General features: G+C 48.0%; 19 protein-coding genes and 1 tRNA gene. 11 read left to right on the top strand and 9 right to left on the bottom strand.

From position 1 onward, the window contains the following. Window positions 1–132 precede the first annotated feature (132 nt). Window positions 133–1,002 (top strand): helix-turn-helix domain-containing protein, encoded by an 870-nt coding sequence (locus ICL07_RS21645; RefSeq protein WP_188090134.1) that lies wholly within the window; start codon window positions 133–135, stop codon window positions 1,000–1,002. Window positions 1,003–1,064: 62 nt separating this feature from the next. Beyond that, window positions 1,065–1,802, top strand: a complete 738-nt coding sequence (locus ICL07_RS21640) for an SDR family oxidoreductase (RefSeq protein ID WP_188090133.1) — start codon at window positions 1,065–1,067, stop codon at window positions 1,800–1,802. Between the two features lie 371 nt (window positions 1,803–2,173). Here ICL07_RS21640 and ICL07_RS21635 read toward each other — a convergent pair whose 3' ends face one another. The 4 genes from ICL07_RS21635 to ICL07_RS21620 form a co-directional block, all read right to left on the bottom strand. Beyond that, on the bottom strand, window positions 2,174–3,130 hold the full coding sequence (locus ICL07_RS21635) for a DcrB/PsbP domain-containing protein (RefSeq protein ID WP_188090132.1): 957 nt from the start codon (window positions 3,128–3,130) through the stop codon (window positions 2,174–2,176). A gap of 494 nt (window positions 3,131–3,624) precedes the next feature. Continuing rightward, window positions 3,625–3,697 (bottom strand) — tRNA-Lys (locus ICL07_RS21630). A 97-nt stretch (window positions 3,698–3,794) separates the two neighbouring features. Next, window positions 3,795–4,538: a 23S rRNA pseudouridine(2604) synthase RluF gene (gene rluF / locus ICL07_RS21625; RefSeq protein ID WP_188090131.1), complete on the bottom strand. Its 744-nt coding sequence runs from the start codon at window positions 4,536–4,538 to the stop codon at window positions 3,795–3,797. Between the two features lie 26 nt (window positions 4,539–4,564). Continuing rightward, window positions 4,565–5,470, bottom strand: a complete 906-nt coding sequence (locus tag ICL07_RS21620) for an SAM hydrolase/SAM-dependent halogenase family protein (protein ID WP_188090130.1) — start codon at window positions 5,468–5,470, stop codon at window positions 4,565–4,567. Between the two features lie 74 nt (window positions 5,471–5,544). Here ICL07_RS21620 and ICL07_RS21615 point away from each other — a divergent pair, with 74 nt between their 5' ends. The 5 genes from ICL07_RS21615 (at window position 5,545) to ICL07_RS21595 (ending at window position 9,092) form a co-directional block, all read left to right on the top strand. Further along, window positions 5,545–6,414 (top strand): hypothetical protein, encoded by an 870-nt coding sequence (locus tag ICL07_RS21615; RefSeq protein WP_188090129.1) that lies wholly within the window; start codon window positions 5,545–5,547, stop codon window positions 6,412–6,414. Between the two features lie 19 nt (window positions 6,415–6,433). Next, a complete protein-coding gene (locus tag ICL07_RS21610) occupies window positions 6,434–6,643 on the top strand; it encodes a hypervirulence associated TUDOR domain-containing protein (RefSeq protein WP_188090128.1) in 210 nt (69 codons plus the stop codon). A 90-nt stretch (window positions 6,644–6,733) separates the two neighbouring features. Beyond that, a complete protein-coding gene (locus ICL07_RS21605) occupies window positions 6,734–7,687 on the top strand; it encodes a quinone oxidoreductase family protein (protein WP_188090127.1) in 954 nt (317 codons plus the stop codon). Between the two features lie 93 nt (window positions 7,688–7,780). Next, on the top strand, window positions 7,781–8,269 hold the full coding sequence (locus ICL07_RS21600; protein ID WP_188090126.1) for a DinB family protein: 489 nt from the start codon (window positions 7,781–7,783) through the stop codon (window positions 8,267–8,269). Between the two features lie 103 nt (window positions 8,270–8,372). After that, window positions 8,373–9,092 carry an SDR family NAD(P)-dependent oxidoreductase gene (locus tag ICL07_RS21595; RefSeq protein ID WP_188090125.1) on the top strand — a complete coding sequence of 240 codons (720 nt, stop codon included), beginning with the start codon at window positions 8,373–8,375 and terminating at the stop codon, window positions 9,090–9,092. A gap of 23 nt (window positions 9,093–9,115) precedes the next feature. Here ICL07_RS21595 and ICL07_RS21590 read toward each other — a convergent pair whose 3' ends face one another. Then, on the bottom strand, window positions 9,116–9,736 hold the full coding sequence (locus tag ICL07_RS21590) for an NADPH-dependent F420 reductase (RefSeq protein ID WP_188090124.1): 621 nt from the start codon (window positions 9,734–9,736) through the stop codon (window positions 9,116–9,118). Between the two features lie 82 nt (window positions 9,737–9,818). Next, complete coding sequence (locus ICL07_RS21585; protein WP_188090123.1) at window positions 9,819–10,403, bottom strand: Crp/Fnr family transcriptional regulator; 585 nt, start codon at window positions 10,401–10,403, stop codon at window positions 9,819–9,821. Window positions 10,404–10,455: 52 nt separating this feature from the next. On the opposite strand from ICL07_RS21585, the gene ICL07_RS21580 reads away from it, so the two are divergent. Both ICL07_RS21580 and ICL07_RS21575 read left to right on the top strand, forming a co-directional pair. Continuing rightward, window positions 10,456–11,250, top strand: coding sequence for an AraC family transcriptional regulator (locus tag ICL07_RS21580; RefSeq protein WP_188090122.1), 795 nt, complete (start codon window positions 10,456–10,458; stop codon window positions 11,248–11,250). Between the two features lie 73 nt (window positions 11,251–11,323). Beyond that, window positions 11,324–11,704, top strand: a complete 381-nt coding sequence (locus ICL07_RS21575) for a VOC family protein (protein WP_188090121.1) — start codon at window positions 11,324–11,326, stop codon at window positions 11,702–11,704. A gap of 142 nt (window positions 11,705–11,846) precedes the next feature. Here the strand turns inward: ICL07_RS21575 and ICL07_RS21570 are convergent, their stop codons facing one another. Then, window positions 11,847–12,398, bottom strand: coding sequence for a GNAT family N-acetyltransferase (locus ICL07_RS21570; RefSeq protein ID WP_188090120.1), 552 nt, complete (start codon window positions 12,396–12,398; stop codon window positions 11,847–11,849). 107 nt (window positions 12,399–12,505) lie between these two features. Here ICL07_RS21570 and ICL07_RS21565 point away from each other — a divergent pair, with 107 nt between their 5' ends. Continuing rightward, entirely contained in the window at window positions 12,506–13,630 is a 1,125-nt protein-coding gene (locus ICL07_RS21565; RefSeq protein ID WP_188090119.1) for a tetratricopeptide repeat protein, read from the top strand. On the opposite strand, the gene ICL07_RS21560 is transcribed toward ICL07_RS21565, so the two are convergent. Both ICL07_RS21560 and ICL07_RS21555 read right to left on the bottom strand, forming a co-directional pair. Continuing rightward, window positions 13,612–14,808 (bottom strand): exo-beta-N-acetylmuramidase NamZ family protein, encoded by a 1,197-nt coding sequence (locus tag ICL07_RS21560; protein ID WP_188090118.1) that lies wholly within the window; start codon window positions 14,806–14,808, stop codon window positions 13,612–13,614. The genes ICL07_RS21565 and ICL07_RS21560 overlap by 19 nt on opposite strands. 61 nt (window positions 14,809–14,869) lie before the next feature. Beyond that, entirely contained in the window at window positions 14,870–15,880 is a 1,011-nt protein-coding gene (locus ICL07_RS21555) for a lipase family protein (protein WP_188090117.1), read from the bottom strand. A gap of 202 nt (window positions 15,881–16,082) precedes the next feature. Between ICL07_RS21555 and ICL07_RS21550 the strand changes: the two genes are divergently transcribed. After that, window positions 16,083–16,718: a hypothetical protein gene (locus ICL07_RS21550; protein ID WP_188090116.1), complete on the top strand. Its 636-nt coding sequence runs from the start codon at window positions 16,083–16,085 to the stop codon at window positions 16,716–16,718. The last annotated feature ends 182 nt before the right edge of the window (window positions 16,719–16,900 follow it).

Genomic DNA, 16,900 nt, shown 5'->3' with positions numbered 1-16,900 from the left:
ACGGCGGTATTCTTGCGGAAAAGGCCGGATCTGCTTATAAACTACTCTCTTCAAGGAATAAAAAGTAACGATAAAATAGCAAAAAGATTGCGAAATTTACGGTGTCACCCTAAAACTTTTTTAGCCAATAATATGCAGGAACAAGAGAAACACGAAGACTCACAGCGTGATGAGCTGGGATTAAAGATTCGTTCAAACGACAATCCTTATCTTTCAGCTGACATTCAACAAAAACAACTGCAACCCCGCAGACTATCTTCCTATTTTATAGTACTAATTGAAAGCGGCTCCATTACATACAATTTAGACGCACAAGACTTCACCCTTACCGACGGGCACCTGCTTTTTGCCATGCCCAATCAACTTTTTATACCACCGGCTAAAACAGACGATCTTAAATATTTCAAGTTGTTGTTTGATGAAAATACACTGGCATTGTTGCCACAACAATTTCCCTTTCTGGTCAACCCCTTAAACGCACCCGTCATCGTTCTTGACAATGCTGCAAAAGATAGGGTCGTACAGGTTTTTGGCATTTTAAACCAGATACTTTATTTAGATAAACAGGAGACCGATACTGAAATAATATTAGCTTATTTAAACCTTTTGCTGTCAGAATTAAACAGCGCCTATTTCAAAAACAAAGAGCCTCTCAATAGCTTAAACGCCAACCTTTCAAAGTTTATCGAGTTCAAATTAGTCGTGGAAACCTCTCTTACTGAGCAACCTTCCATCAACGCCATTGCAGAAAAACTAGCATTATCCACCACCAGTCTATACCGGATTGTAAAGGAATATGCCGGAACATCACCCAAAGATTATTTTATTAACCGGTTGATGGCCGAAGCGCAACGAAAATTGCGTTACTCTAATATCTCCATCAAAGAACTGGCCTATGAACTGGGCTTTAATGACCCGGACTATTTTTCCAGGCTCTTCAAAAAAAGCACCGGAAAAAGTGCCAGTGATTTTTCGCCCCGGCAAGATTTGTCAGGGAAATAAAATGATTTGTCCATTTCCCCTATTTTTCAGCCGGCTACTTTTGCTTCATAAAATCACAAAAAATGAAATATGCATTAGTAACAGGCGCTAACAAAAGTATTGGCTATGAAGTTGCACAGCAACTCGCCCAAAAAGGAATTTATGTATACCTGGGCAGCCGTAATATAGAAAATGGTGATGAAGCCGTCGATAAACTTAAAGCAACGGGATTAAACAATATAGAAGCTATTCAGCTTGACGTTACAGATGATGATTCAGTCAGGAAAGCCCGTAAAGAAATAGGTAAAAAAACAAAAGTGCTGGATATACTGATTAATAATGCCGGTATTTATGGCGGTTACCCGCAAAGTGCACTGGACGCCACTATCGACCAGTTTAAAGCAGCCTATGATACCAATGTTTACGGCGTAGTACGCGTTACTCAGGCTTTTATTGATTTATTGCAAAAGTCACCGGCACCGCGTATCGTCAATGTGAGCTCCAGTCAGGGTTCAATTACCCTGCACAGCGACCCCACCTATAAATACTACGACTACAAAGGCGCTGTATACCTCTCTTCAAAATCAGCCCTGAATATGTACACCGTCGTACTGGCATACGAATTAAAAAACACCCGCTTCAAGATAAATACCGTTTGCCCGGGATATACCAAAACAGACTTTAACGGACATAGGGGACCGGGAAGTGTGGAAGATGCCGGAAAACGGATCGTTAAATACGTGTTGATCGACGATAATGGCCCGACAGGGAAATTTTTTAGTGAGGAGAATAATCCGAAAACGGGAGAGATACCGTGGTAGCGGAGATGAGGTGTCAGTGCCAACAACATTCGTTATTCAATATAATATTTCTGCAATAAAAGCTCATCGCACCTTCTGCAATAGCTACCTGATATGTAACACCTTCCAACTGTGCAGCAGACAAATCTCCTATTATGATAGAGGATTTGTCTGACCAAACATAGGTTTTCGAATTTATATTGATGTTAGATACGTGATCAAAGATGATTGTCCTTATACCAAACGTTGTCGAGTGTATTTTAATATGTATTTCCAGGTCGCTATCCAGGATGGTAAAATTCTCAATGGCAACTTGTAAAATTTTTAAATGACTGTTTAATATTTCGATTATATTTTCCATAATTCATTTGTCGCTCTGTCCACCATACCAATTACTCCATTACCAATTTTCCATTCCGAAAAATCTTCGTCCATTTGTCTAACAAGTCATCAGATAGCGTAGGCTTAGGAAATGTAATACTGATCGTATGCATAGAAGCATCCGTCTGCAAAACATAAAACAAACTGGCTTCCGGTTTTGGGTGATTAGTTTCGACCTTAAATAGTCCCCAGTTCCCACCCTTCGACAATACGGTAAAATGCGCGTCAGGGTAACTTTCCTTCACCTGCGTCTTATAGGATAAAATTGTTTGCTCAATCTTTTGTTGCACCTTTTGTTTTATTGTTACCAGGTTGATACAGCGCGTCCATTGTTCTGCAGACTCATCGATCGGCAATAGCTGCATGGCATGTGTAGTGGAATCATCAGTTTCACTCTGAATCTTCCATGTTACATCCGTCGGGAAATCTATTTTTAAGGACTCATATGCCGGAGGAAGCGATACCTTAAATGACTGTGCCACGCGATGAAACAAGTCCCTGGATGTAGCAAAGCGTTGCGGGGTCGTGGTACAGGTAATTATATACACTTTACTATCATTGTAAACGATAAAATCACTGGCACATAGTGTATCCTGGGCTTTCGGACCTATATGCACATCATCAAACCATAACATCCTTTTTCCATCTACCATATAACTACCTGTATCCAGCATTGATAAGCGCGAGTGAGCAGTGAGAGATGCCAATATATAAAGGGCGCTATCAACATTTATATTCGGGTGGTGAAAAATGGTGATGTTAAAATTATCGGCAAAATCATTGGTGGGATTCTTCTCCATATCATACACCAACAGATTGATATGAGTGCTATCGTTTTTTTTCCAGTATTTCCATTTTTCAGGAATTCCGATGACGTATCTATGGATCGAATCTTTGTAAGAAAAGAGGGTTTGCGCTTTTGTAGTAAGCTGCAACAGTAAGCAATAGAGAAGAAAAAAGTATTTCATAGGAAAAAACAATTGCTGGCAAAGATATAAAAGTGACTACAAATCTACACTTTGATAGACTATTCAGTAGACGTAAAACATAAAACCTGCGACCAGCACAGATTTTGACAATTTTTAGTGATCCTCATGATACAAAACCCAAACCTTTTAATATCCGATTTGCGGGAATTAGCAGAAATAGTACATTTAAGATAAATTGCGGTAGATCTTCACGCTTTGTGGTTGATCTTAAAGCCAACATATAGGTGAATATGACCACAAGATGGGAACGATTGGTTTATAAAATCTTTCAACAATACCAAGGTTGCAAAGAAAGGTATTCTATGTGACCGGGAACCATGTCATATGCAAACTTGAACAAAGCCCAATAAGCATTCGGCTTCAAATTCCCCCTTTAGAAAATTCTATATTTTACACCATACATAATCAACTCGACTAAACGCTCAACTAAAAAACAAAACCCCGCGACTAGCGCGAGGTTTGTAAATTGTCTGTGATCCCGCTGGGACTCGAACCCAGGGCCCATACATTAAAAGTGTATTGCTCTACCAACTGAGCTACGGAATCATTCCCTTTTTGAAGGGAGTGCAAAAGTAGTAATTAAATCCTCACTTCCAAATTTTTTCAAAGAAATTTTTTAAAGTATAACGGGAAAGCACCTACGTTATTCGTCCATACCGCCGCTATTATCCCCTGGCGCGGTTTTGCTGCTGGTAGCTACCATCGCGTTGATATTGGCAATCTCTTCGCGGGTGAAATAACGCCACTTGCCGGGAGCGAGATCTTTCAGTGTCATATTCATGATACGGGTCCGCTTCAGCGTTACTACCTTATAGCCCAGTACTTCGCACATACGGCGGATCTGGCGGTTAAGGCCCTGGGTAAGGATAATACGGAACCGGTCTGTCCCCTCCTGCTGCACGAAACATTTCTGGGTAACGGTACCCAGTATTTTCACGCCGTTACGCATGGCTTTGATAAACTCCAGGGTGACAGGCTTGTCAACGGATACGATGTATTCTTTTTCATGCTGATTACCGGCACGCAGGATTTTGTTGACGATATCACCGTCGTTGGTCAGGAAGATGAGCCCTTCGGAGAGCTTATCGAGCCGGCCGATAGGAAATATCCGGGAGGGATAGTTCATAAAGTCGATGATATTGGTTTTGTCTTTCAGATCGGTGGTGCAGGTAACGCCTTTGGGTTTATTGAGCGCGATGTAAACGGCTGTTTTCTTTTTCTTCAGTGGCTCTCCGTCTACTTCTACTACATCACCGTCTTTTACGCGGTTCCCTTTGGAAGCGATATTATCATTGATGGTGACACGGCCCTGCTCTATGTATTTATCTGCCTCCCGCCTGCTGCAGAAGCCTGTCTCACTGATATATTTATTGATACTGATATCCATATGGGGCGCAAATTACTTAAAAGGATTTAATTCCGCTTGGGTAGCAAGACGACGCGCACGCTCCAGTCGCTCCCGCTGCCGATATGGTACTGTTCTGCCAGGCTGCCCATATTCAGCGCAAAGGACAGCTGCATCAGGCTGTTGAGATACGCCAGTGGCTTACCTCCAGGCACGGCGCCGAATGTTTCGCTGTAGGGCGCTTCCAGCGTGGTCACGACCTGCTGCTGATGATAAAACGTCACTTTCATGACATCCCCGTATTTCGGCTTTAAAGGCTCCAGCAGTGAGGCGTCGATGTTAGTCCACACGTTGCCGTATTGTATGTCCAGGATAGGAATATTTCCTTTAAGCTCCTGCCCTTCTCTGACGGCCTGCTGGAAAGGCAACGTTACCACCCGGGCGGGCAGTACCGGACCTACCTGCTCAAAAGTGATGGCGCCGGCGGCCAGCCTGGCGGCGGTGTAGGCATATACGTCGCGGCCATGAAAAGTATAGGACTTACCGGAGCCCTGGCGGCGGTTGACCGCCTCGTTGATCTCCCGGATTTCGGCAATACCCTCTGATGCGGCTACCAACGTAAGCGTGCCGTTGTCGGGGGTCACGATAAAATGTCCTTTATGCGTTTTCAGGACAACGGACTTGCGACTGGTACCTACGCCGGGATCTACTACCGACACAAATACGGTCCCCGCCGGCCAGTAGGGCACCGTCTGTTCCAGCCGGAAGGCTCCCTCCCAGATATTATACGGCGAGATCTCATGGGTCAGGTCATATAGCTTTAGTTCGGTGGAAACGGTATTGGCTACGCCTTTCATGGCGGCGACAGCCCCGTCTTTTAACCCGAAATCGGATTGAAATACGACGATTTTATTTTGCGCCCGGAGTCCCTGGGTCAATAACAAGGCTACCAGAACTATCTTTATCTTTTTCATAGAGATAAATTTAGTGGCTTTCCGGACAACCTGCGTCATCCGGATAAAAAATGAAAAAAACGTAATTTTAAAACATGGAGAACCCGCAACGCGATTATAGCACCATCAGCCCTTCAGCCCGGGGATTACTGCTGATGAAGGGACTGACAGACATCCCCTTCGCCCGTGAGGCGGCTCAGCTGATGCTGGCACCGGAGCCTTATATACCTGATTACAACAGAACAGAACCCGGTTTCTGGGGACGGATGGTACATTTTGAAAACCGGTACCACAGTATCGATCAGCTACTGCAGGGCCTCCACAGTAAAAACATCCTGGAACTGTCTTCCGGCTTCTCTTTCCGGGGACTGGCAGCTGTACAACGGCAGGCGGTACATTATATCGATACCGACCTGCCCGACCTCATCGTTACCAAACAAGGCTTCCTGCATGATCTGCAACAGCAGCTGCCGCCGGCCACCGGTCAACTGGAAACGCTGCCCCTGAACGTACTCGACGAACAACAGTTTTCAGCTGTAACCAGCCGCTTTGAACCCGGTCCGCTGACCATCGTCAACGAAGGACTGCTCATGTACCTGGACCAGCAGGAGAAAAAAACACTTTGCACACTGATTCGCCATACATTGGAAGAACGCGGCGGATACTGGATTACAGCGGATATCTACCTCAAACGCAATAAAGACCTGAACCAGGTGCTGACTGGTAACGACCAGCTCAGCAACTTTTTTCTGCAGCACCGCATCCATGATAATATGTTCGACAGCTTCGAAGCGGCGGCTGATTTCTTTCACGATGCCGGTTTCACCATCGACCAGGAAGCCCAGCCGGATTATACCCGGCTCACCACGCTCGACTATTTCCTTAAAAACACCGGTCCCGCCACATTGGAAAAATTACGGCAGAGAGGCAAAATACAAACCACCTGGCGGCTACGGTTACGATAACACGCTAAAAACGGTTACTATGGAAAAAAGGTTCAAAACAGGCGACCATGTTACCTGGAATTCCGAAGCCGGCTGGGTAACCGGCACCATCATCCGGATACATACCACCGATTTTCAATACAAAGGATACACCCATCACGCCACGCCCGAAGATCCGCAATACGAGATTAAAAGCGATAAGACTGACCATATCGCAGCGCATAAAGGCAAGACCCTAAAAAAAATCTGAGAAAAAAACAACCCACTTTCCCCGATGAAACGGATGATGTGGCATCAACGCGGATACCCCATCTTTGTGCCATCATCTAAACATCATCATATGAAAGCAGTTACCCTTCATGCTTACGGCGCTCCCGAAGTGCTGCAGGTAGCGGAACTCCCCATGCCCCATCCGGCTCCACAGGAAGTAATCGTGAAAGTACAGGCAGTGGCCGTTAACTACGCCGACCTGCTGGTCCGCCAGGGAGTGTACCCCATGATTCAACAATTCCCCGCCATATTACCCGGAGAAATCAGCGGTGTCATTACGGCTACCGGCAGTGAAGTACAACACCTGCAACCGGGGCAACGGGTCAGCGGTTATGCCCCTGCCGGATATGCCGCCTATGCAGCGATGCCGGTGGCAGGCGTTATTGTGTTGCCCGAAGCGGTAGTACCGGCACAAGGCCTGCTCACGCAGTCCCTCACCGCTCAGCATCTGCTGGAACAAACCAGCGGCTACCGCAGCGTTGTCATTACTGCCGCCGGCGGCGGTGTAGGATCGCAGGTGGTACAACTAGCCAGGATCAAAGGTATACCGCAGATCATCGCCCTGACCGGCAGCGCTGCCAAACAGCAATACGTTCGCAGCCTCGGTGCTACCCATGCCATCAACTACCGTGATAGCGACTGGCTGCAGCAGCTGACAAACATTACCGGTCCGCAAGGCGCTGATCTGATCCTCGATGCTACCGGCGGCGATACCCCTTCCCGGCTGGTTACAGCGCTGGCGGTGAATGGTACGCTGATTATTTATGGTAACAGTTCGGCTCAACCCTCTTCCGTCAATCCCCGGGAGCTGATCATGAAATCAGCCAGGGTGGTAGGTTCTACGGTATACAATATTCCACCGGTGCAACGGCAACAATGGACCGACTACCTGGTGCAGCTCATCGCTACCGGCCAGTTAACCAGCAAGGTCAACAGCTACCCTTTCACGGAAGCTGCGCTCGCCCATCAGGACGTGGAAAACCGGCACAATACCGGCAAGACCGTGCTGACGTTCCCGGATTAAAAATATTTTTCGACCCTGCTGACATAGGGTTGTCATCATCCCTCTGCTATCTTTGGATCATCAACATTATTCAACATCCTAAAGAGAACAGATATGGAAAACATGACCAGCACCAAGCCAGTAACCGCCATCAGCAGTTCACAATTACTGGAACATTACCAGGGACACCGTCGCCTCACCCGCCGCATGCTGGAAGCATTTCCGGAAGAACATTTCTTTCATTACTCCGTAGGTGGCATGCGTCCTATTGCAGCTATGGCCATGGAGTTCATTAATATGACCCGCATGGGCGTGACCGGCGTCGCTACCCACAATTGGCAAACCGTTGGCAAAAAAGAGCAGCCCGCCACCAAACAGGCCATCCTGGACCTGTGGGACGAAAACACACAGCTGATCAACGAATACTGGCCGCAGATCACGGAAGAACGTTTCCAGGAAACAGACAAGGCATTTGGTATGTACGAAGGGGTAGTCTATAGCCTGATGTTGTATATTATCGATAATGAAATCCACCACCGGGGAGAGATGTACGTGTATTTCCGCTCCCTCGGACTGGAACCGGTGCCGTTCTACGAACGCTAACCAGTACTACAGATGACAGGATTTTTTCTTATGGCTTAAAAACAGGATCTTCGTGCCTGTTTTAACCCTTCCTGCGAAAAATCCTGTCATCTTTTTACTGTATATGAAACAAGTCCTTATACTCGGCGCCAATTCCGATGTGGCCAAAGAAGCTTTAAAAATGTACGTCAGCAAGGGCTATCCCGTGGTGGCGGCTTCCCGCAGCACAGCGGCTTTGGAAACATTTCTACGGCAACAGCAGCTACCTGCGGAACTGGTCACCATCCGTTATTTCGATGCGACCGACTTCGGCAGTCACCGCGCTTTTTATGACAGCCTTCCTGCACGGCCACAGATTGTACTGTATGCAGCCGGCTACCTGAAAGACAATACCATTGCCATGCAGGATTGGGAAGGTAGTTTCAATATGATGCAGGTGCATTATTGCGGAGCAGTATCTATCTTAAATATCATCGCCACCGATCTATCCAACACCCACCTGGAACGTATTATAGGCCTATCTTCCCTCTCGGGCGTTCGGGGCAGAAAAAGCAACTTCATCTACGGCAGCACCAAAGCGGCTTTTACACAATACCTGGCTGGTTTAAGGCAACACCTGTTTGCACGGCGTATAACCGTCAACGTGATCGTAGCCGGTTATATCCGCAGTAAAATGACAGCCGGACTGCCATTAACCGAATCCCTGATGCTGGAACCGGCTTTTATAGCCCGGGCAGTGGTGAATGCCGGACAACGTTTTACCATCGTACCAGGATTTAAGTGGAAGATAATCTACCAGGTATTGAGACGGATGCCGGAAAGACTGGTAGCCAAACTGCCATAATCGGCGGAGGTGTAGCTCCCGCTTTACCCGTTTACGGCTACTTGTATCAAATGTAAGCCCGCCAGCGGTCCTCCGGGAAAATGTTGCATGACGCCGCCTTGTACCAGCCCTCCCAAATCCACGCCGGCAAAGCCGAGGCGGTCCAGTAGTTGCCCCACGCTTCCTTTGGCCACCTGATCATCTCCCGAAAAAAATACGACACGCCGGCCCCCCTCCGCAGTACCGGGAGTGCGCACCAGCTCCGGAGGTAACGTATTAAATATCTTTACTACCGCAGCACCCGGCACCCGGTCAGCCACCAGTTCACTCGATGTTCTGCCTCCCAGATCAGGGAATGTAAAGGCAGGAATAATCACAGGATTCATGGCATCCAGCACAATCTTGCCGGAAAGATCAGGCAGGTCTGTAGTGGCCGCTTCCAGGTACTGCCATTGTACCGATAACAGGATAATGTCGGCAGTGGCCGCCGTCTGCCGGTCAGTAGCCGTAACACCGGTTACACTGGCGGCAAACTCCGCTAAAGAAGCCGGTCCACGGCTATTGCTGATCATCACTGCATAGCCTGCCGCAGCGGCAGCTATCGCAAAAGCACGGCCTATGCCGCCGGCGCCGATGACGCCGATTGTCATACTTTTCATGGACATTGATTTAATTGAATGCCACAAAATTAGTATCACCGGCTGGCCGCCACCAATGACAAATGATAAGAAAAAAGATTGATTAATATCAAGCCTTCCGGCGGGTGAGGGTGGCACGGACACGGCTCAACGTTTCCGGCGTAATACCCAGGAAAGAGGCTATCATATGTTGGGGTACCCGTTTAACCAGGTCAGGATATTGTTGTGCAAATTGCTGGTAACGCTCCTCTGCACCCAGGGAAATCGCGGCCTGGATACGATTGTTGGCCGCCAGCAAACTGCGATTAAGTAATGTTTCCGCCATCTTCTTCATCTCCGGTAATTGCTCCAGTAACAAATTAAAACCATCGCGGGTAAACATCACCAAAGTGCTGTCTTCCAGGGCTTCTATATTAATGATAGATGGCAGTCCGCAGGTAATACTCTGCCGGTCACCCGCCCACCAATGCTCCGATGAAAAACGCATGATACGCTCCACGCCTTTATCATCAATAAAATATGATTTCAGGCAACCCCGGCATACAAAGGCATAGTGTTTCCATATCTCTCCCTGCCGCAACAACAGCTGCCGCCGGCGTAACAGTTGCACCGTACTGTGCGAACGTATCAGCGCCAGGTCCGCTTCTGTGAAAGTCCCCTTGCTGTGGAGATAGGCAACGAATACATCAAACATTTGTTTATTTAGTATTTTGTGAGCGCGATTAACAAAGTAACAAAATTATTACATGCGGCAACTGTTCAAACCTGTACAACCGGCCATTCATCCGGAGCGAGACCAGGCCTCCTATGCGGAGCAACTGCCATCGCTGCCGCTGATGCCGTATGTATATTGTTATTGGCAGCTGAGCTCCCTCCCTGCACTGTCGCAACCCTTTGTATACCGGGTAGTAGCCGATGGTTGTATCGACCTGTTTTTTCATACGCGCCAGCCGGAAGCAATGTATGTCATGGGTTTCTCTACCACCTACACAGAGTTTCCGCTGGATAACCCGTTCAATTATATCGGTGTACGTTTTCTGCCGGCCGCCTTTCCATCGCTGTTTCGCGTAGACGCCGCTTCGCTTACCGACCGCTTTGAACCACTCGACGCAGTCGTACCGGCACTGGCATCCGGACTTACATCCGTTGTCGCCGGCCTCCATGACCTCTCCGAACTATCGCCGGTACTGGACCAATACCTGACAACCATACTGGCACAAAAAACACCGGCAACGGATAACCGGCTCTTACATGCACTGGACCTGATTCTGCACGCCGGCGGTAACCTCCGGCTGGAAAGGGATCTACAGGCAGGTGTTAGCCCCCGGCAACTGAGACGCCTGTTCGATTTTTACATTGGCGATACTCCCAAAACCTTCAGCAAGGTGGTACGTTTTCAGCAACTCCTGCATACCATACCCACCGCCGATAGCCTGCGCGCCGGCAAAACGTTTTATGATGCCGGTTATTACGACCAGGCCCATTTTATCAAAGAATTCAAAACCATGTACGGCCTTCCTCCTACCATCGCCCTGCCCTGAATTTGTCCGTTTTTTACAATACCCTTCCGGTAAAATCCTTCAATTTTGTATCGTCATCAAAAAATAGCAGCTTATGAAAATGAATGCCGGAATTATCACCGATAAAATACAGGAGAGCAAGGAATTTTATACCCGTGTACTGGGTTTTGGCGTCACGTTCGAAAATGATTTTTATCTGTTGTTACATACGCCTGGCCATGAAGCGGAAATCAGTTTTCTGCTACCGGAACATGCCACACAGCAGCCGTTGTTCCAGCCTGCCTTTCCCGGCAAAGGTATTTATCTGACGATTGAAGTGGAAGATGTAAAATCTGTCTATGCGGAGATACAGGCCAAAGGGGTACCTATCCGGGTCATGTTGCGGGAAGAGCCCTGGGGAGATCACCATTTTGCAATTACGGACCCTAATGGTGTAGGAATCGATATTGTACAGTATGCAGCACCGAACAACTGAATTGATTTTCTGGTGCGTTTAGCCGGGTTATAGGACGGTGTTATTTTGTCGTATTTTTCCAAAACGGAAGGAGTTCACCTTAAAAGCGGTACTGGAACATCAATGATCTTTCTTAGCCCGGGGCTTTATTGCCCTGGGCACACTATATCGTATACGTCATATAAAAAGCCACTTCGCCTGGACACCATACCGGATCATACAACCGGAGATTTACGCCCGATACCTGAAAACCATGTTTCAGATAAAAATTCACTGCCGGCACGTTGGTGTTCTGTGTTTCCAGTTCCAGCAACCGTACATTCAGCGTTCCGGCATGCGCTATCATAGCAGCCATCAGCTGTGCGCCGGTACCCTTGCGCCGCTGCGATGCCGCTACCGTTAACTGGGAAATGTAACAGGTATTATTCCAATCCCGTTTTTCTGCGATGATAAATCCGGTTAACCGGCCGTTTTCATAAGCTGCAAAAGAATGCCCCGCCGCTATCTCCTCGTTGAGTTCCTCCAACTCTGTTTCGTTGGTATGCCAGGTTTTCTGCTTCGGGGTAGCTAATGTCTCCAGGCGAAAAGCAAAGCCTATCTGATCTCCCTCCGGCTGCTGTACCGGTACATAGGCCTGGGCGGAGGTATAACCGTAATGCCCCATCTGTAATATATCCATGGCCGTTAGACCGGCAAGCGAAGAAATAGTCACCATAAAAAATGTTTCCGTTCCGGAAATATACACAAACTAAATTTTTAGTTTTAAAACTAAATACTTAGTTTTATAGAAATAATTTCACGATGCGAAACCTGACCGGAATAATGGCATGCTTATGCCTGTCCGCCACCGCAGCGGCACAGGGAATAGACAGGAACAAAGTCATGGAATACCTGCAGGACCAGCAATATGACGAAGCGGTAGGCTACCTGCAACCGAAAGTCAATCCCCGCGAGCCCCGCGACCTGTCCCTGCTGGCATATACCTATTACCAGGGAGGCAAACTGTCCGAAGCCGCCAATACCTACGAAAAGGTACTGGTCCTCGATAGCACCTCCGTTCCGGCATTACAATACCTCGCCACTATCCGCACACAACAGGAACAGTACCACGAAGCGGTCACACGCTATGAACGGATCACACGACTGAAACCTGCCAGCGCCCTGGCCTGGAAACAACTCGCCTTTTCCGGTTTTATCGCGCAGCTGCCGGACTCGGGATTTGCCTGGTTGCAGCACGCCTACCGCCTCAACCCTGCCGACGCCCGCGTAGCCGCCCGCATGGCGGAAGAATGGATAGACCGTAAAGCCTGGCAACGGGCCGACTCTATTACCCGCGCATTTCTGGCGGTAGACTCGACCGTATCTTCTGTGCTGATGGTCGCCGCCAAAACGGCTTACCTGGTAAAGGATTATCAACGTACCGCCATCATCGGGGAACAACTGCAACGGCTCAACGTCGTTTCGCCCAATACATTTGTTTATGTCATTGCCGCTAACTTTTCCCTCAAAAAATACCAGACATGCGTTGAGCTCTATAAGTATGTGCTGGACAACAATGCAGCCTCAGAGCATATTACCTATTATGCGGCGCTCGCCTACACTGCGCTCCGTCAGTATACTGAAAGTAATGAACTGCTGGAGCGCTGCATCGGTATGGCCAAATCCTCCAGCCTGGAAGACTACTACGGCAGCCGTTCTGTCAACTATGAAAACATGCGGCAATACAAAGCGGCATTGGCCAACCTCGATACTTCCTGGTACCTGTCGCGCAAACCATTGCGGCAGTACAGCATGGGCAGAATATACGAAACCGGGCTGCATAACGACCGTACAGCGATGAAATATTACCAGCGCTACCTGCAGTTATACAAGCCCGGTTCCCGGGAAGATGAAGAAATTTATCAGTACCTGAAATCCAGGGTTAAAACTCAGGGATACAGCAAATAACGGGTACGCATCTTTTTGTAGTTACTCAGTCCTGGCTCCCAGCTGCGGCGGATCTCGGCTTCGCTTTTACCCGCCACGATCTGCTGCATAAATTCGGTGGTGCCGGCCAGCTTATTGATATCGCCCATCTGTTTGCTGTAGGATCGGTCAAAGAATTTTGCTTTATCCGGATACGCGTTATACAATTCTATCATCCAGCCCAGGTTGATTTTGCCCGCTTTACGCATGGGCGCGGTATCAAAATTACGCAGGTCCAGCCCATAACAGGCCTCTCCCATATGCAAAGGCGACTCCGACTTGCCGGGGATACTTTCGGGTGTAAAAGAGAAGGCATATTTACCCTTTAAGGCAGGCGCTCCCAGCACCGTGAAAGGCATATAGGTACCACGTCCCTGACTGATGATCGTTCCTTCAAACAAACACAGGGCAGGATACAACAGTACGGATTGCTGTGTATTCAGGTTAGGTGAAGGGTGCACAGGCAACGTATAGTCCATCCCGTGATGATAATTTTTCAGGGGGATGATCTTCAGTTTGCACTTCTTTTTAGTAGTCATCCACCCCTGGCCATTCACCATCTGCGCAAATTCACCGACAGTCAGGCCATGGGTAATGGGTATGGGGAACTGCCCGATACCGGACTTCAGCTTCATATCTAAAACAGGACCATCAATATAGTCATTAGGATTCGGACGATCCAGGATGATCAGCTCCTTACCTGCTTCTGCGCAGGCTTCCATGATGTCGCGCAAGGTATTGATGTTTGTATAAAAACGGCAACCTACATCCTGGATATCGAAGATCATGATATCAATAGCATCCATGTCTTTCTGAGGCGGCATTTTACGGGCTCCATATAACGACACCACCGGAATACCGGTGGCAGAATCTATCTCATCCCCCACATGGGCGCCGTTGCTGGCGTTACCACGGAAACCATGTTCCGGCCCGAAAACACGGGTAACTTTCACGCCCAGTTTTAAGAGGCTGTCCAACAGCAGGCGCTGGCCTATTACAGCTGTCTGGTTAATAACCATCCCTATCCGTTTATTTTTCAGATAAGGCACATACAGTTGGGTTTGTTCAGCACCGGTGACAATCGGTTTTGCAGGAGCGGCACCAGCGGCCAGCCATCCCACACATAACAGTAGCAGTACTACATGGAATATGGATCGCATAAGCTATAGAAAATGGATATGCCGGTAAATATAAACATTAACGGGTATATCCCCTATACTATCACAACGGCACCATACTGCTGCGCGCCAGCAAAGCCGCATCTACCTGTACATCCAGGTAACCGGCATATTGTGTGAGCGCATGTTGTGCACCCAGCTGATGGAAATAATCAGAGAGCGTGTTGCTCAGGTACCGCGGGTCCAGCGTCGAGTTGAACAGTACATAATGCAGTGCCTGTTGCATATAACCGAAGCCATATAACAATCCGGTCATCAGCAGGTATCCATCCCGCAGGCTCATCTGGTAACCATCATAGGTGACGATGATATCCCCTGAGGAAGGGGTGGGAATATACAGCAGAGAGGCCATCAGCATGGTAGAGATCACCGGAAACTTGGGAATCACATCATTTACATTTTCATAGTGCCAGGAGTTCGGCACTTTATTATCCAGATCGGTAGCGAAGGCCGCATCCCCTGCGGCCGGCGCGGCGAAGGTGAACAACCAGGTACCCTCGTAATGAATACCTTCCTGCTGTAAGGCTGTCACAAAGTAAGAAGTGTATACATTGGCGATATTGCCACCCAGGCTATGCCCGGTAATGATCACTCTTTTGTTTTGGGAAACAACCTGTGTTTTTAAGAAATTGTAAATACGGGAAGAACCCACCCGCAACTCATCTTTCATACTGGCCACGTTGTTGAAGGCCCGGTTGGCGCCCGCGCTGATTTTAGCGGTACCGTCGCTGGTATAATGCCAGGTAGACAGGGAGATCACATCCAGATCTTCCAGAACCCAATTGGCGAAAGCGTCCCAGTCATTAAAAATATCTGCCGGCGGCAAAGAACCTCTGAAGGCCAGTCCATAAAACTCCCCGGTAGGATCTTCAGCGATAAAGCCGAAGTTACCATCGACGGTTTCATAACCTTCCCATACAAGCGTCCAGCCCGGTAAATGTTTTTCCAGGTCAATTTTCACCTGCGTACTGTAGGCAATAGCGGATAATAAAACGGCGGTTTGAGCATGTGCAGGCATAACGCCTACCTTTGAAACAATTCCTTGTAATTCCATCGCGGTCGGGGTTTTGTGATCAGTAATGCGTACGGAGGGTGCAAAAATGGGGTCGTTGTGTTAAATGATTTGTCGGGGTCTCATGGCCATCTCCGTCTTACTAATGTACGCTTTTTTGATATACGTTTTCCTGATTTGAAAGATGATGAGCTCCCTTTCTTTCAAAAAATCGTAAATTAAAAAATCTCAAATGTCTAATGATATGAAATGCCTCCTTCTTCCCTTGTTACTGCTGCTTGTCAGCACCGTTAATGCCCAACCTAAACCGGCTGACTATCGTGCGGTATTTCAGCAGGATTCCGCTATGCGCAAATGGTCCCGCAGTATCCCCGGGTTCAGTACCGATGCTTTTGTATTGGAACGGGTCAGTGATTTTGAGAATCATTCTCCTGATACACTCCGTGGCAAGGAGGCCGGGACTTACTTTAACACCTACCTCCCCTTGATCAGTTTCTCACCGGATAAAAAACAATGGATTGATTTTTACAGTTACCAGGTATCATTGGAGAAGGTTGGTAAAGCCCGTTACCGCGCCTATATCGATGCAGACCAGGCAGTCGATCTGGGCGACAAAACAACCGGCATCAGTACCGGCATTGTTTACATGGGCGCCTCTTCCTGGACGGAAGAAGCGGTATGGCTGGATAACCATCTGTTCCTCTTCTCCGGTGTGCATAGCGTGGACAAAGGATTCCATCCATTTATCTACATCGGGGACACCAGAACCCGGAAACTATACTACTACAGTCCGGCAGGCGATAGTCTTAATCGCACCCGGAAATATGTCTCCTGGCAATGGGCGAAGCAGAAAACGGCAGGCCGGATTATTGAAGAGTAAAGTTTATGATCATGATTATCCTATAACGGTACCGGTCATACGAACAAAAACCCTTCCTCACTGGACCAGCAACTTTCGTTAAAACTGGATCATCCGGATCATCTTAAATTAAACAAATTTTGCGTCTCCGGATTTCCCCACGGTGAAAGCCCTGGGCTAAGATATATCGGCGGTCGCTGAAA

The organism is Chitinophaga qingshengii (assembly GCF_014529935.1).
Lineage (GTDB): Bacteria > Bacteroidota > Bacteroidia > Chitinophagales > Chitinophagaceae > Chitinophaga > Chitinophaga qingshengii.
This window is presented reverse-complemented; position numbering and strand designations above follow the sequence as displayed.